General features: G+C 74.5%; 10 protein-coding genes. 6 read left to right on the top strand and 4 right to left on the bottom strand.

Translation table 11 applies throughout. From position 1 onward, the window contains the following. The first annotated feature begins 137 nt into the window (after window positions 1-137). The 6 genes from AB0D94_RS03185 to AB0D94_RS03210 all read left to right on the top strand — a co-directional run bounded on the left by AB0D94_RS03185 (window position 138) and on the right by AB0D94_RS03210 (window position 8,938). Window positions 138-638, top strand: coding sequence for a PaaI family thioesterase (locus AB0D94_RS03185; RefSeq protein WP_362044762.1), 501 nt, complete (start codon window positions 138-140; stop codon window positions 636-638). Continuing rightward, the gene (locus tag AB0D94_RS03190) at window positions 631-1,773 is read left to right on the top strand and encodes an acyl-CoA dehydrogenase family protein (RefSeq protein WP_362044764.1); all 1,143 of its coding nucleotides are present in this window, start codon (window positions 631-633) and stop codon (window positions 1,771-1,773) included. The genes AB0D94_RS03185 and AB0D94_RS03190 overlap by 8 nt, the downstream gene beginning before the upstream one ends. Before the next feature lie 69 nt (window positions 1,774-1,842). Beyond that, window positions 1,843-3,834, top strand: a complete 1,992-nt coding sequence (locus AB0D94_RS03195; protein WP_362044768.1) for an FAD/NAD(P)-binding protein — start codon at window positions 1,843-1,845, stop codon at window positions 3,832-3,834. After that, window positions 3,831-5,285, top strand: a complete 1,455-nt coding sequence (gene pcaB / locus AB0D94_RS03200) for a 3-carboxy-cis,cis-muconate cycloisomerase (RefSeq protein WP_362044770.1) — start codon at window positions 3,831-3,833, stop codon at window positions 5,283-5,285. Before AB0D94_RS03195 ends, pcaB begins: the two co-directional genes overlap by 4 nt. Window positions 5,286-5,321: 36 nt before the next feature. Continuing rightward, window positions 5,322-7,565, top strand: a complete 2,244-nt coding sequence (locus AB0D94_RS03205) for an anthranilate synthase component I (protein WP_362044773.1) — start codon at window positions 5,322-5,324, stop codon at window positions 7,563-7,565. Continuing rightward, complete coding sequence (locus AB0D94_RS03210; protein WP_362044775.1) at window positions 7,565-8,938, top strand: AarF/ABC1/UbiB kinase family protein; 1,374 nt, start codon at window positions 7,565-7,567, stop codon at window positions 8,936-8,938. The genes AB0D94_RS03205 and AB0D94_RS03210 overlap by 1 nt, the downstream gene beginning before the upstream one ends. 17 nt (window positions 8,939-8,955) lie before the next feature. On the opposite strand, the gene AB0D94_RS03215 is transcribed toward AB0D94_RS03210, so the two are convergent. The 4 genes from AB0D94_RS03215 to AB0D94_RS03230 form a co-directional block, all read right to left on the bottom strand. After that, window positions 8,956-10,620 carry a molybdopterin-dependent oxidoreductase gene (locus tag AB0D94_RS03215; RefSeq protein ID WP_362044777.1) on the bottom strand — a complete coding sequence of 555 codons (1,665 nt, stop codon included), beginning with the start codon at window positions 10,618-10,620 and terminating at the stop codon, window positions 8,956-8,958. 144 nt (window positions 10,621-10,764) lie between these two features. Then, on the bottom strand, window positions 10,765-11,055 hold the full coding sequence (locus tag AB0D94_RS03220; RefSeq protein ID WP_362044779.1) for a hypothetical protein: 291 nt from the start codon (window positions 11,053-11,055) through the stop codon (window positions 10,765-10,767). A gap of 132 nt (window positions 11,056-11,187) precedes the next feature. Continuing rightward, window positions 11,188-13,545 (bottom strand): alpha-N-acetylglucosaminidase, encoded by a 2,358-nt coding sequence (locus AB0D94_RS03225; protein ID WP_362044781.1) that lies wholly within the window; start codon window positions 13,543-13,545, stop codon window positions 11,188-11,190. Between the two features lie 90 nt (window positions 13,546-13,635). Then, a complete protein-coding gene (locus AB0D94_RS03230; RefSeq protein ID WP_362044783.1) occupies window positions 13,636-15,327 on the bottom strand; it encodes a ricin-type beta-trefoil lectin domain protein in 1,692 nt (563 codons plus the stop codon). Window positions 15,328-15,334 lie beyond the last annotated feature (7 nt).

Genomic DNA, 15,334 nt, shown 5'->3' on the forward strand with positions numbered 1-15,334 from the left:
ACCCGCCCACCCGGGCCCGTACCGCCCGTCCCGTACCGCCCACGTCGGCCCGGCCTGCCCGGCCCGTCCCGCCACCTGCAGGCCGCCCTGCTGCCCTGCCGCCCTGTTCCCGCCTCTGGACCAGCGGAGAAACCGTCATGCTCGAAGCCACCCTGCCCCCTGCCCGGTCCGGCCGTATGCGCGGACTCGCGGCTCCCGATGCCGACACCAGCGGACGGAGGACGCTGACCGGCCTGGCCGACGGAAGCGTGTCCGACCCGCCGGCCGCGCACACCCTCGCCCTCCCGCCGGCGACCTCCTGGCTGCCCGGCCTGATCACCTGCGAGACGGAGTTCGACGAGAACCTGACGCTGACCCCCGGGGTCGTCTTCGGCGGCTGGATCGCCTGCCTCGTCGACCACTTCGCGGGCCTGGTGATGCTGTCGGCGATCCCCGACGGGTCGGGCTTCCTGACCGCCGGCCTGTCCGTCGCCTACCACGCGCCGCTGGTACCGGGACCGGTGACCGTCGAGACCGTGCTGACCAGCTGCTCGACCCGTCGTGCCGTCGCCGAGGTGCGCTTCGTACAAGGCGGCGAGCTCGCCTGCACCGGGACCGTCGAGCAGATCATCCACCGTAGCGGGAGCAGCCGTGCGTGAGACCGAACTGACCTCGGAGCACCTGGACTTCAGGGACATGGTGCGCGAGTTCGTGGAACGCGAGATCGTCCCCTTCCACGCCGACTGGGAGCGGGCCGGACTGGTCGACCGCGAGGTCTGGCGCTCCGCCGGGAAGCTCGGGCTGCTCGGCATCGACGTGCCCGAGGAGTACGGGGGCGGGGGAGTGCGCGACTTCCGCTACCAGGCGATCATCAGCGAGGAGATCATGCGGGTCGGCGCCACCGGCGTCGGGTTCGCCCTCCACAACGACGTCGTCGCCCCGTACCTGCTGGACCTCGCCACCGAGGAGCAGAAGCGGCGCTGGCTGCCCGGCTTCTGCTCGGGCGAGCTGATCACGGCCATCGCGATGACCGAACCGGAGGCCGGCAGCGATCTGCAGGCCGTCCGCACCACGGCACGCCGGGACGGCGACCACTACGTGCTCAGCGGCGCGAAGACCTTCATCACCAACGGCATCCACGCCGACCTGGTGATCGTGGTGGCCAGGACCGAGCCCGGCACCGGCTCGCGGGGCCTGAGCCTGCTGGTGGTCGAGCGCGGCATGGCCGGATTCGAGCGCGGCCGCAAACTGGAGAAGATCGGCATGGCCGCGCAGGACACGGCCGAGCTGTTCTTCGACGAGGTACGGGTACCGGTGGCGAACCTGCTGGGCCGGGCCGGACGCGGCTTCCTCTACCTGGCCAACAACCTGCCCCAGGAACGGCTCGGCATCGCCGCCTACGCCGTGGCCGCCGCCGAGACCGCCTTCGCGCAGACCCTCGACTACTGCAAGACGCGCCGCCAGTTCGGCCGAGCGATCGGCTCCTTCCAGCACATCCGCTTCGAACTCGCCGAAATGGCGACCGAGTTGGACGTGGCCCGCACGTACGTGGACCGGGCGATCGCGGAGCACAACGCGGGCCGCCTCGACGCGGTGGCCGCCGCGAAGGCCAAGTGGTGGTGCACCGACGTCCAGCGCCGCGTCCTGGACCGCTGCGTGCAACTGCACGGCGGCTACGGCTTCATGCGCGAGACCCCCGTGGCCAGGGCCTTCGTCGACAACCGCGTGCACCCGATCTACGGCGGCACCAACGAGGTCATGAAGGAAATCATCGGCCGCGACCTCGGCGTCTAGGACAGGGCCCAGCCCGGGCGGCCCGCCACCGCCGCACACCCAACTTGCCCGCCGGAACGGAGAATTTACGTGAGCGACAGACAGCTGGAGGTCTGCATCATAGGCGCCGGCCCCCGAGGCCTCTCGGTGCTGGAGCGGCTCTGCGCCGACGCGCGGGAGCGGGCCGCGGGCACCGCCGTCGCGGTCCACGTCGTGGACCCGGCCCGCCCCGGCGCGGGCAGCGTCTGGCGCACCCGGCAGTCGCACCACCTGCTGATGAATACGGTCGCCTCCCAGGTGACCCTGTTCACCGACCCGAGCGTGGAGATGGCCGGCGCACCCTCCCCGGGCCCCAGCCTCTACGAGTGGGCGCGCGGCCTCACCGGCGAAGGCGCCGGCGAGGGCGCGGCGCACGCGGCCGACCCGGCCTACGACGACCAGGTGCTCGCCGAGGCCAGGGACCTGACGCCCGACTCCTACCCGACGCGCGCCTTCTACGGCCACTACCTGGAGTGGGTGTTCCGCCGTGTGGTGCGCACCGCCCCGCCGCTGTTCACGGTCACCGTGCACCCCCTGCGCGCGGTCCGCCTGCACGACGAGGAGGACGGCCGGCAGTGCGTCACCCTCGCCAACGGCACCCGCATCCGCGGACTCGACGCCGTGGTCATGGCGCAGGGACACCTGCCCGTCACCCCGGACGCCGGCGAACTGCGGCTGGCGGAGTTCGCCCGCGCGCACGGGCTGCGCCACGTCCGTCCGGCCAACCCGGCCGACACCGAGCTGTCGGCGGTCGCCCCGGGAGAGCCGGTCGCCCTGCGCGGCCTCGGCCTCAACTTCTTCGACCACATGGCGCTGTTCACCCTCGGCCGGGGCGGCACCTTCGACCGCCGCGACGGGGCCCTGGTGTACCGCCCGTCGGGCCGCGAACCCCGGTTGTACGCGGCTTCGCGGCGCGGAGTCCCGTACCACTCGCGGGGCCGAAACCAGAAGGGGGCGCACGGCCGCCACCACTCGTGGCTGCTGACCCCCGCCAAGCTGGCGGATCTGCGCAGCGCCGCGGACCGCGGCGGGCTCGACTTCTCCCGCGACCTGTGGCCGCTGATCGCCAAGGAGGTCGAGACCGTCTTCTACGCGGCGCTGCTGGCGCGGCGGACGGACCCGGAGACGGTGCTGCGGTTCCAGCGGCGCACCCTCGCGCGGCCGTGGGGCTCCGCCGAAGAGGCCGACGTACTGGACGAGTTCGGCATCGGCCCCGAGGACCGCTGGGACTGGAAGCACATCGCCCGCCCGTACGGCGACCGGTCCTTCCGCGACGCCGACGACTACCGGACGTGGCTGCTGGAGACCCTGCGCCGGGACCTCGCCGAATCCGAGGCGGGCAACGTCGACGGCCCGCTGAAGGCGGCCCTGGACGTGCTGCGCGACCTGCGCAACGAGATCCGGCTGGCCGTGGACCACGGCGGGCTCGCCGGCCGCTCCCACCGCGAGGACCTGGACGGCTGGTACACCCCGCTCAACGCCTTCCTGTCCATCGGGCCGCCGCCCCGCCGCATCGAGGAGATGATCGCCCTCATCGAGGCCGGCGTGCTGACGGTCCTCGGACCCGGCATGCGGGTCGAAACCGACGAGCGGGCCGGGGTGTTCGCCGTCGAATCGCCCGAGGTCCCCGGATCGCGCACCGAGGTCACCACCCTGGTCGAGGCCCGGCTGCCGGAGCCCGACCTGCGGCGCACCGCCGACCCGCTGCTGCGGTACCTGGCCGCCACCGGGGCCTGCCGCCCGTACGAGATCCGCGACCCGCGCCACGGCGCCCACCGGACGGGCGGCGTGGCCGTCACCGAGCGCCCGTACCGGCTGATCGACGCCGACGGGCGGGTACACCCGCGGCGCTTCGCCTACGGGGTGCCCACCGAGTCCGTCCACTGGGTGACGGCCGCGGGCATCCGCCCCGGCGTCAACTCGGTGACCCTCGGCGACTCCGACGCCATCGCCCTGGCCCTGCTCGAACTCGCCGCCCCCGTACCCGCACACGCCACGGCGACGGCACCGGCCGCCTCCGCCCCGCGCTGGGAGGGGTCGTGACCACGCCCCGGCCGGGCTGGGACCCGGCACTGGACACCGGCCTGCTGTCGCCCGTACGGGCGGGCAGCGCGGCGGAGGCGGCGACCACCGACGCCGCCTTCCTCCAGGCCATGCTCGACGCGGAGGCCGCGCTGGCCCGGGCCCAGGTCCGGCTCGGGACGGTGCCCGCGGCGGCGGCCGAGGCCGTCACGGCCGCCGCCCGGGCGGAGCTCTTCGACCTCCGCGAGGTCGCGGTGCGCGCCCGCGAGGCCGCCAATCCGGTGGTCGCGCTGGTGCGGATGCTCGCGGAGGCGGTGGCCCGCAAGGATCCGGAGGCCGCGCACTACGTCCACCAGGGATCCACCAGCCAGGACGTCCTCGACACCGCGCTGATGCTGGTCGCGGCCCGTACTTCCGACCTGATCCTGGCCGACCTGGACCGTACGGCCACGGCCCTGGCCGCACTCGCCCGCCGCCACCGCGACACCCTGACGGCCGCGCGCACCCTGGGCCAGCACGCGGTGCCCACCACCTTCGGGCTCAAGGCGGCCGGCTGGCTCCAGGCCGTACTGGACGCGGAGGAACGGCTGCGCCGCGTCCGGGAGGACAGCCTGCCCGTCCAACTCGGCGGCGCGGCGGGCACGATGGCCGGATACCTCGAGTACGCCCGGCTGTACGCCCCGGGCAGCGCCGAGCAGGGCACGGCGCCCGGCCGGAGCGCCGCGTACGCCCAGCAGCTGCCGTCGGCCTTCGCCGCCGAACTGGGCCTCGCGGACCCGCTCGTGCCCTGGCACACGGTGCGCACCCCGCTCGCCGACCTGGCCGCCGCGCTGTCCCTGACGGCCGCGGGCCTCGGCACCCTCGCCGCCGACGTCCAGCTGCTGTCCCGGACCGAGACCGCCGAGGTCACCGAACCGGCCGCCGAGGGCCGGGGCTCCTCCTCCGCCATGCCGCACAAGCGCAACCCGGCGCTGGCGGCGCTCATCCGGTCCGCCGCCTACCAGGTGCCCGGACTGGTGGGCACCCTCGCCCAGGTCGCCGTCACCGACGACGAACGGCCCGCGGGAGCCTGGCACGCCGAGTGGGAGACGCTCCGCGCGCTCCTGCGGCTCACCGGAGGGGCCGCCGCCACCGCCGCGGAACTGGCCGAGGGACTCACCGTCCACCCCGAGCGGATGCGCGCCAACCTCGACCTCACCGGCGGCCTGGTGGTCTCCGAGCGGCTCGCCGCCGTGCTCTCCCCGGAACTGGGCCGGGCCGCCGCCAAGCAGCTGGTGGCCGCGGCGTCGGCGCGCGCCGCCGGAACCGGACGGCACCTGGCCGACGTACTCGCCGCGGCGCCGGAACTCGCCGGACGCCACAGCGCGCACTCGCTGCGCGAGCTGTGCGATCCCGCCCGGTACACCGGGGCCGCCGCAGTCCTCGTGGACCGGGTCCTGGCCCGCTTCCGCGCCACCCGCCGCTGCGGCTGACGCAGGACCTCCAACGATCAGAAGGACGAACACACGATGACGGCAATGACGCGGCGGACGCCCACGACCCGGCGATGGACCACCCCCATCGGGGTGGAGGTGACCCGGCGCTCGCACCACCTGGACCCGGCCGCGGCCGAGGCCGAACTCGCCGGCCTGGAGGAGGCCCTCGACGCGCGGCGCGGCCTGCTGATGTCGGGACGCTCCGAACAGCCCGGCCGGTACCGGCCCTACGACCTGGGCCACGTCGATCCGCCGGTGGAGGTGACCGCCGTCGGCGACCGGGTATACGCGCGCGCCCTCAACGAACGCGGCCGCGTCCTGCTCCCCGCCCTGGCCGACGCCCTGCTCCCGCACGGGGCGCGCTGGGACGCCGGGGAAGGCGTGGTGAGCGCGGACATCGGCGAGACCCGCAGCCTGGTCACAGAGGAGGACCGGACCCGCCGCCCCTCCGTCCTGAACCTCCTGCGCACGGTCGTCACCGGCCTCGCCAGCCCCGAGGATCCCGTCTGGGGCCTGTACGGGGCCTTCGGCTACGACCTCGTCCTGGGCTTCGACCCGGTCCCCCTGCACCAGGACCGCGACCCGCGGGACCGCACCATGGTCCTGCACCTGCCGGACACGGTCCTGGAGATCGACCGGCAGCGCGGCACCGCGACGCGCCACGACTACGAGTTCGCGTACGCGGGCCGGTCCACCGCCGGCCTCGCCCGGGCCACGCCCGCAGCCCCGTACGGACCCCCGGCCGAACCCGCCGCCTACCGCGACCACGCGCCGGGCGAGTACGCGCAGCTGGTGCGCCGCGCCCAGCAGCAGTTCCGCGACGGGGAGATGTTCGAGGCCGTCCCCGGCCAGAGCTTCCACCGCCCCAGCGCCTCGGCCCCCTCCGAGGTCTTCCGCCGGCTGCGCGCCCGCAATCCCGCGCCCTACGGGCTGCTGATGAACCTGGCCGCGGGGGAGCACCTGGTCGGGGCCTCGCCCGAGATGTTCGTCCGGGTCGACCCGCGGTCCCGGGCCGTCGAGTCCTGCCCGATCAGCGGCACCATCGCACGCGGCGCCGGCCCCCTGGAGGACGCCGAGCAGGTCCGCACCCTGCTCGACTCCCGCAAGGAGGAGTCGGAGCTGACCATGTGCACCGACGTGGACCGCAACGACAAGGCCCGGGTCTGCGAACCGGGCAGCGTGCAAGTGCTGGCCCGCCGCCAGATCGAGCTGTACTCCACGCTCATCCACACGGTCGACCACGTACGCGGCCGGCTGCGCGGCGACCGCGACGCCCTGGACGCCTTCCTCACCCACATGTGGGCCGTCACCGTCACCGGGGCCCCGAAGCGCGCCGCCATCGCCTTCATCGAGGAGAACGAGCGCAGCCCGCGCCGCTGGTACGGCGGCGCCGTCGGCCGCATCGGCTTCGACGGGGGCCTGGACACGGCCCTGACCCTGCGCACCATCCAGATCCGGGACGGCGTGGCCACCGTACGGGCGGGCGCCACCCTGCTGTTCGACTCCGACCCGGAGGCGGAGGAGAGCGAGACGGTCCTCAAGGCCTTCGCGCTGATCGACGCCGTGGAGAACCCGGCACCCGTGATCCCGGCCGCCTCCGCGCCGCACCGCCCGCACGGTACGGAGGCCGGCTCCGCCACGGGATCCGGCCGGCCCCGGCGGGTCCTGCTCGTCGACCACCAGGACTCCTTCGTCCACACCCTGGCCGACTACTTCCGCCAGACCGGCGCCGAGGTCGTCACCTACCGAGCGGGCTTCCCGCCGGAACTGCTCGACGGCCTCGCCCCCGACCTGCTGGTGCTCTCGCCCGGACCCGGCCGCCCCGCGGACTTCGGGATGTCGGCGCTCCTCGACGCCGCCCTGGTACGGGGACTTCCCGTGTTCGGGGTGTGCCTCGGCCTCCAGGGCCTGGTGGAGCACTTCGGCGGCACCCTCGGCGTGCTGCCGCTCCCGGTCCACGGCAAACCCTCGCCGGTCGACGTACTCGACGGCGGCGGCACCGTGTTCAAGAACCTGCCCGCGCGCATCCACGCGGGGCGCTACCACTCGCTGTACGCCGAACCGGGCACGCTGCCCGAGGTGTTCGACGTGACGGCCTGCACCCCGGACGGAACCGTGATGGCCATCGAACACCGTGAACTACCCATAGCCGCGGTCCAGTTCCACCCCGAATCCATCATGACCACGGGCAACGGAGCCGGCCACAGACTGATCGCCAACGCGGTCGCCGGCCTCACCCGCGCCACGGCGTCCCGAGTCGGCGCGGGGAGCCTGTGATGACGTACCGCAAGGACGAGGCCGCGGACGACGGCCGGCCCGTCCCCGCCCGGCGGCCGGCCCGCGACATCCCCCGGTCCCCCTTCACCCGCAACGCCCGACTGGCCTCCCTGCCCATCGGCTTCGCAGGCCGCAGCGCCCTGCGCATCGGCAAACGGCTGCTGGGACAGCCGGTCGAGCGCATCACCGGCGAGCTCCAGCGCCGCACCGGGGAGCACTTGTTCCGCGTCCTGGGTGAACTCAAGGGCGGCGCCATGAAGTTCGGGCAGATGCTGTCCGTGTTCGAGGCGGCCCTGCCCCCGGAGGTCATCGGCCCCTACCGGGCCGCCCTCACCATGCTCCAGGACGCCGCGCCCGCGCTGCCCGCCGCGCGCGTCCACGCCGTGCTCGCCGCCGAACTGGGCCCCGACTGGCGCGAGCGGTTCACCTCCTTCGACGACGAACCGGCAGCCGCCGCGTCCATCGGGCAGGTGCACCGGGCGGTGTGGCAGGACGGCCGCCCGGTGGCGGTCAAGGTCCAGTACCCGGGCGCGGGGGAGGCCCTGCTCGGCGACTACAACCAGCTCGGCCGCCTGATGAAGCTGTTCTCCGTCGTCACGCCCGGCCTCGACGTCGAACCGATGCTCGACGAACTGCGCGAACGGGTCGCCGAGGAGCTGGACTACCGCCTGGAGGCGGCGGCCCAGCAGGCGTTCGGCGAGGCCTACCGCGGCGACAAGGAGGTCCTCGTCCCCGAGGTGGTCGACTTCAGCGAACGGGTGCTCGTCACCGAATGGATGGACGGCACCCCGCTGTCGGCCGTCATCCGGGAGGGAACGCAGGACGAGCGCGACGACGCCGGGCTCAAGTACGCCCGGTTCCTGTTCTCCGGCCCCGAACGTGCCGGATACCTGCACGCCGACCCCCACCCGGGGAACTTCCGCATGCTGGCCGACGGCCGGCTCGGGGTCATCGACTTCGGCGCGGTCAAACACCTCCCGGACGGGTTCCCGTCCTCCCTGGGCACCCTGAGCCGGCTCGCCCAGACGGGCGACTGGGCCGGCGCCCACGAACTCCTCGTGGAGGAAGGGTTCCTGCGGCCGGGAGCCGAGCAGGACGACACCGCGCTCGCCTCCTTCCTGGTGCCCATCGCGACCCCGTCGCAGGACGAGACCTACCGCTTCACCCGCGAGTGGCTGCGCGAGGAAGTGGTGCAGGCCGTCGACCGGGGACCGGGCAGCCTGCTGCGCCGCTTCAACCTGCCGCCCTCGTACGTGCTGGTGAACCGGGTCGTCGGCGCGGCCACCGCCGTCCTGTGCCAGCTGGAGTGCGAGCTGCCCTTCCGTGCCGAGGCCGTCCGCTGGCTGCCCGGCTTCGCGGACCCGGAGGACTAGAGACCCTCGTGGTGGGCCTAGGCAGCCCGTAGGGGGCGGCCCGGGGCGGGAGCGGCGCCGGCGGGGCCCGGGCCGGGGGCGGAGGTGCGCCCCGGGCCCACGTTCACCGTGACCGCGTGCCATCCGGTCGCCCCGTCCGGGACGGTCCCGGTGCGCTCGCCCGTCTGCACGGCGCCGGTCCGGTCCGTGGCCCGGACCTCCAGGGTGTGCCTGCCGGGGGCCGCCTCCCACGGCCACACCCACTGGCGCCAGGTGTCGTCGCCGTCCGCGTCCCCGAGCCGGGCCTCCTGCCAGGGGCCGCCGTCCACCCGTACCTCGACCCGGGAGATCCCCCGGTGCTGAGCCCACGCCACGCCGGCCACCGCCACCCGGCCCGCCGGCAGGTCGGCGGAGGGGCGCGGGGTGTCGATCCGCGACTGCGTCTTGACGGGAGCCCGCGCCGCCCACGACCGGCGCACCCAGTAGGCGTCGTACGCGTCGAAGGTGGTCAGCCGCAGCTCGCTCAGCCACTTGCACGCCGAAACGTACCCGTACAGGCCCGGCACGACCATCCGGACCGGGAAGCCGTGCGCGAAGGGGAGCGGCTCGCCGTTCATCCCGAACGCCAGCAGCGCTTCCCGGCCGTCCATGACCGCCTCGACGGGGGTGCCGAGCGTCATCCCGTCCACCGAGCGCGCCACCAGCTGGTCGGCCGGACCGCCCTGCGAGGGAGGCCGCACCCCCGCCTCGCGCAGCAGGTCCGCGAGGCGTACGCCGAGCCAGCGGGCGTTGCCCGCGTACGGACCCCCGACCTCGTTCGACACGCAGGTGAGGGTGATGTCGTGCTCGACGACGGGGCGGGCGAGCAGTTCCCGCAGATCCAGGGTGAGGGGCCGGGCCACGCCCTCCCCGTGGATGCGCAGCCGCCAGGTGTCGGCGTCCACGCGAGGGACGACCAGGGCGGTGTCCACGCGGTAGAAGTCCCGGTTCGGGGTGAGGAAGGGAGCCACCCCGGGCACCCGCAGGTCCGCCCCGGCCGGCACCGGGGGCGCGGACACGTCGGGCCGGGGAAGGAGGAACCGGGCCCGGGAGTCCGTGGCCCCCGCGGAGCCGAAGGCACCGAGGCGCCGCCCCGCGAGACCCGCCCCGGCCGAGACCGCCAGCGCGGCGGCCACCAGCCGGCCGAAGCCGCGCCGGTCCATCGCCCAGGCCCCGCCGGGCGGCGCCCCGGCCGGCCGGGGCCGGGTCGCGGCCCTGACCAGCAGGGAGAGCACGGCGACCGCGGCCAGCCCGCCGAGCAGCGAAGGGAGCGCGTCGCGCCAGGAGGCCTCGGGACGGCTGAGCGCGGCCGCCGCCCCGGTCAGCGCGAACACACCGGTGAGGGCGATCCCGGCGGGAAGGCGGCGGACGGCGAGCATCCCGGCCGCCACCGCGACGGCGGTCAGCACGGCCACGATGCCGAGGGTCAGCACCAGCTTGTCGGTGGCGCCGAACTGCCGGATCGCCCACTCCCTGACGGCCACCGGCGTGCGGTCGACCGCGGCCCCGCCGACGGCGGTGACCGGGGAGGCCTCGGGGCGCACGGCGGCCGCGGCCAGCTCGGCGACGGCCAGTCCGGCAGCCGCGGCGACCACCCCGCTGACGGCGCCGAGCAGGTACGGCCGCCGGGGGGATTCTGACGCCACAGGCGCCGCACGAGTCATCCGGAGTCACCTTCCGCCCTGGCCGGTCGGGGCCGGTTCCGGTTCCAGTGTCCCCCCGGACAGGCCGCGCGGGGGAGTGTCGTCGAAGTGGCGTCGGCCGCCCGTAGCCAACCAGACGCGACTTTGACGACACGAACCTAGGCGTTACGCGCGCGGGCGGTCGGCCTTGTCGGCCGCCCGGCGGGCCAGCACCTCCAGCCACCCCGAAGGGTCGAACGCCGTGCTCCAGGTGCCCGGCCCCCGGCGCTTGCGCAGTTCCACCACCCCGTCGGCGAACGGCGACCCGGCGGCGCACCGGCACGGGGCGGGACCGACGTCGTGTCCGCTGCCCAGGTCGTGCCCGCTCCCTAACCGGCCGGGGACCGGGGGCTCCGCCGCCGCCGGGGGCTGCCGCGCGGACTCGGGCTCGGGCCGCTCCTGTTCGCTCTCGGACATGCCCCGATGATTTCCGGGCCCGTCCAGCCGGTCGGCCCGCCGGGTGCGCTCTCCCCCGCACGGGCACCGAGATTCCCACGGGAGGGTGACGGCCACCCCATCAGGTGATCGTCACCGCTCCGAGTGGTGTAATCAGCCTGCCGCCGGGGCCGCCGGTGGGAGGGCTTCGGCGATCCGGGTGGCCAGGGCGTACGGATCCCCGCTCGGCTCGCTCGGGTGCCGGGTGGTCCGCCGGGCCCAGTCCTCCTCGAAGGCGTGCCAGTCGATCTCCCGCGGTGCGGCCTGCCGCACCAGCGCGTCCTCCAGCGAGTCGAAGTAGACCTGCCACCGCCGGGCGTACAACTCGGTGATCAGGCCGCTCCATTCACGGTTGGCGTAGTCGTGGAGGAAGCCGCCTTCGCTGGTGCTCCGGCGGCCCCACACGCTCAGCACCGACCGGGCGTCGTACTCGTACCGGTCCTGCTCGGCCTGGTCGGCGCCCCCGGAGCGGGCCGCGGTCAGCCAGCGGCCGAGCAGGAAGTTCGGATCGGATCCGGTGATCGCGTCCAACTTCCGTTCACCGTCGTGCCATTGGGCCGTCAGCTCGCGGAAGCGGGCCAGGTCCTTGGCCTCGTAGGCCGCCTTGATCTTCGGCAGCAGCACCCGCGAGTGGTTCGCCAGGGCCTGCCGGGCGGTGTCCACCAGGTCGAAGCGGTAGGCGCTCGAACCGCGCAGCCCCGGAGCCACCTTGAGCAGGTGGTCCAGGGCCCGGCGCACCGAATCGGCCGGGTAGCGCATGGACTTGGGGCTCCAGTACGCCGCCCCCGCCGCGGTCAGGCTCGGCCGGGCCGTGAAGAGGCTGTCCTGGGACTCCGACCACAGCCCCGAGGAGGTGCTGTACGGACCCTTGCGCAGTTCCTCCCAGGCCGCCGCGGCCTGGGCGTCGGGCCTGCCGTACCGGCGGGCCGCGTAGCCGGCGAACCACGCCCGCTGGTCGATCGTCCCGGACTCCCAGGCCAGATCGGTGAAGAGGTCGAAGGCGGCGGGGTTGGTCCCCGTGGCCTCCGGCAGGTAGGCGATACCGGTGAGCGCGCTGTTGCTCTTCGCCCGCCAGGGGCCGAAGCGCTCCATCCACACGGAGCTGTTCGCGCCGATCGTGGTGTGCCCGCCGAAGTTGTAGATGGTGCCCATGGCGTACGGGGCTCCGCCCCAACGGGCCTCGCGGTCCAGGCGGTTGTACCGGTCCGACAGCCCGTCCAGGATCAGCAGCTTCGAGGTGTCCACCCCGGCCAGCAGTTCCGCGGTCGGGTCGTCCTGCCAGCCCAGCACCGCCCACAGCGCGCCCGGGTGGGCGGCGTGCAGGGCGTCCTGGATGGCCCCGGCCGCGGACTTCACGTCCACCGACCCGGTCTGGCCGCCCTCGTGCAGCGGGCTCATCCGGTACATGGAGCTGTCCCCGAACACGGCCCGCTGCTCCGCGTAGTAGGCCGCGGCCAGCTTCCCGAACGCCGGGGAGGCCGGATCCAGCCAGTCCGGGCGGTCGAACCCCGCCCAGTCGCCCTGCGGCACCGTGGCCGAGCCCGGGTTGCGCGCGGCGAAGCCGGGCGGGACGGTGCCGAAGTAGCCCGGCAGCACCGGGGTCATGCCGAGGCCGCGCAGCTGCTCGGCGATCCGCCCGCCCAGCTCGGCGCGTTCGCGCATCAGCCGCTCCGAGACCGGGCCGCCGAAGCCGCTCAGGTTCTGCAGCAGCCACCAGCTCTGGTGGGCGGGTCCGGGGATCCACTCCCGCAGCTCCTCGGCGGAGTAGCCGAAGCCCTGGAGCGCCCGGTAGTACGGGTACTCGGCGCCGACCTGCACGAACACCTCGTTGATGCCGTGCAGGGCGAGCAGGTCGATCTGCCGCTGGTGCTCCTCGAAGGAGCGGTACGGGCCCGAGTACCCGTCGTCGGTGTCGTTGAGCGCGTACCGGTGCGGGACCAGCGCGCTGCGGGTGACCGGCGCCGGGACGCCCGGCAGGGTGGCGGGCAGCATCCCGATGCTGTCGCCCGGCCAGCCGATGTCCGCCCCGGCGACGTGCTGGAGGTACCAGCCGACCCCGGTGAGCAGCGTGGCGCCGGTGCTCCCGCGCACCGTGACCGCCCCCGGGGTGCCGGAGACGGTGAAGGTGTCGGCCGCGGCGGTCGTGTCGGGCACGAGCGTGAACTGCCCGGCGTGCCGGGGCAGCAGCCGGCCGAGGGCGGCCCGTGCCGGCGCGGTGTCGAAGGTGCGCGGGCGGGGCGCGGCCGGCCTGGCCCCGGCCCGGGCCGCGGCCGGGGCCCGTACATGCCCGCGTACATGCCCGCGTACGTCCTCGCGTACGTGTCCGCCTACCTCCTCGCGTACGCCGGCCCGTGCGGGCGAGGGCGCGCCCGGGGCGGTGGCCCCGGGCGCCGGGCCCGCGCAGACGAGGCTGAGCAGCACCGCGGGTAGCGCGGCGAAGGCGACCGGGCGGGTGCGCGGCCTGGGGGTCATGGGGTTCCTCATCCGTTCGCCGTTCGCCGTTCGCCGTTCGTGGCCGGTGCTGTCCGCTGCCCGCCCCGCCTGCCGTTCGTGGTCGCGCCGTCAGACCGGCAGGGACCAGGCCTGGTCGACCCGGTGGTCGCCGCAGGCCGTCAACCGCAGCCGCTCGGCGGGGGCGTCCGGGGTCGCGGCCGCGGCGGGAGCCGTCAGGCACAGCCCGCTGGCCTCCTCGACCAGGGCCCCGTCCCGGCGGTGCCGCCAGCTCTGGCCGGGCTGCTCGTCCTCCCGGGAGGCGCAGTTCGCCAGCTCCACCAGGCCGTCCTCGCCCGCCGACAGGCAGTCGCCGGCGAGCCGCAGGCGCGCGTCCTCGCCCAGGATCCAGCGCTGGTCGGGAGCCCCGGTGCAGGCCGCCATTACGACCGCGCCGACGCCCGTGGTGTTGGCCCCGTCGGCGCACCTGGCGCCGTCACCGGCGATCTGCCCGGTGGGCACGGCCTCGGCGCAGCCGTTCGGGGTGAGGCGCCAGACCCCGGTGTCGTGCGCGGCCACCTTCCCGGTCAACGTGTCGGAGATCTCCCGGCGTTCCCCGGTCCACAGGTTCTTGGCCTCGGCGGACGTGCACCCGTGCAGCCCCAACTCCTCGAGGGGTACGGCGATGTCGCGGTCGCGGGCCGAGCGGTTGAGCACGGCCACCGCACGGTCGCCGTTCGCGAGCGGCCGGACCAGGATCTCGAAGGTGGCGTTGGAGGAGACCACCGCGCCCTGACGGCCCATCGGGTCCTGGTCCAGCGCGATCAGATCGGTGTTGCCGAGGGCCGCGAGACCCTGCGGGGTGAGCGCGGAGACGTCGGAGGACAGGATGAAGGGGGCCGCCATCATGGCCCAGAGGGCGACCTGGCTGCGGCTCTCGGCCGCGGTCAGACCGGGCGCGCCCGCGATCAGGAAGTCGGGATCGTTCCAGTTGCCGGGCGACGCGTACCGGCCGAGCCAGCGGTTGTACCCGTAGTTGCCCATCACCGAGCTCCAGCGCGAGGTGGCGGGCGCGGCCGGGTTGTACACCTTGATGTCCCGGCCCTCGCGCCACAGCTGGCCGGTCTCGCCGACCCAGCCGAGCACCTTGTGCCAGTCAGGGCTGCCCCATTCGCCCTGCTGGAAGTAGGCGGGCGCGGACGCGGAGAGCACCATGTCGCGTCCGCTGGCGCGCAGCGCCGCGGCGACGGCGTTGTAGGCGTCGCGGTAGGCCTGCTCCTTGGTCTTGCCCTCCGGCACCCACAGGTTGCAGCCGTCCATCTTGACGTAGTCCACCTTCCAGGAGGCGAACTGCCGGGCGTCCTGCGCGTAGTGGTCAGCGCCGCCGCCCTGGGGCGCACCACTGCCCGGGTACTTCTCGCAGGTCAGGGAGCCGGCGTCCTCGTAGATGCCGAACTTCAGGCCCTTGGCGTGGAGGTACTCGCCGAGCCAGGCCATGCCGCGCGGGAACTTCTGCGTGTCGACGACCAGGTTGCCCTGAGCGTCCCGGCTCTTCGTCATCCAGCAGTCGTCGACGGTCACCGTGTCGTAGCCCTTGGCGGCGAGCCCGGTGGACACGAGCGCGTCGGCGTTGGCGATCACCTTGGCCTCGTCGATGTCGCACATGTAGTGCGCCCAGTTGTTCCATCCCATGGGCGGGGTGAGCGCGAGCGGGGTGTCCGAGGTCGCGGTGGGCTCGGCCGCCGCCGGGGCGGGGGCGAGCGCGAGGGCGAGCAGGGCGGCCGCGGTCAGGCAGGGGAGCGACGCACGCAGGCGAGGCGGCACGGAGTCT

Source organism: Streptomyces sp. NPDC048255 (assembly GCF_040652415.1).
Classification (GTDB): domain Bacteria; phylum Actinomycetota; class Actinomycetes; order Streptomycetales; family Streptomycetaceae; genus Streptomyces.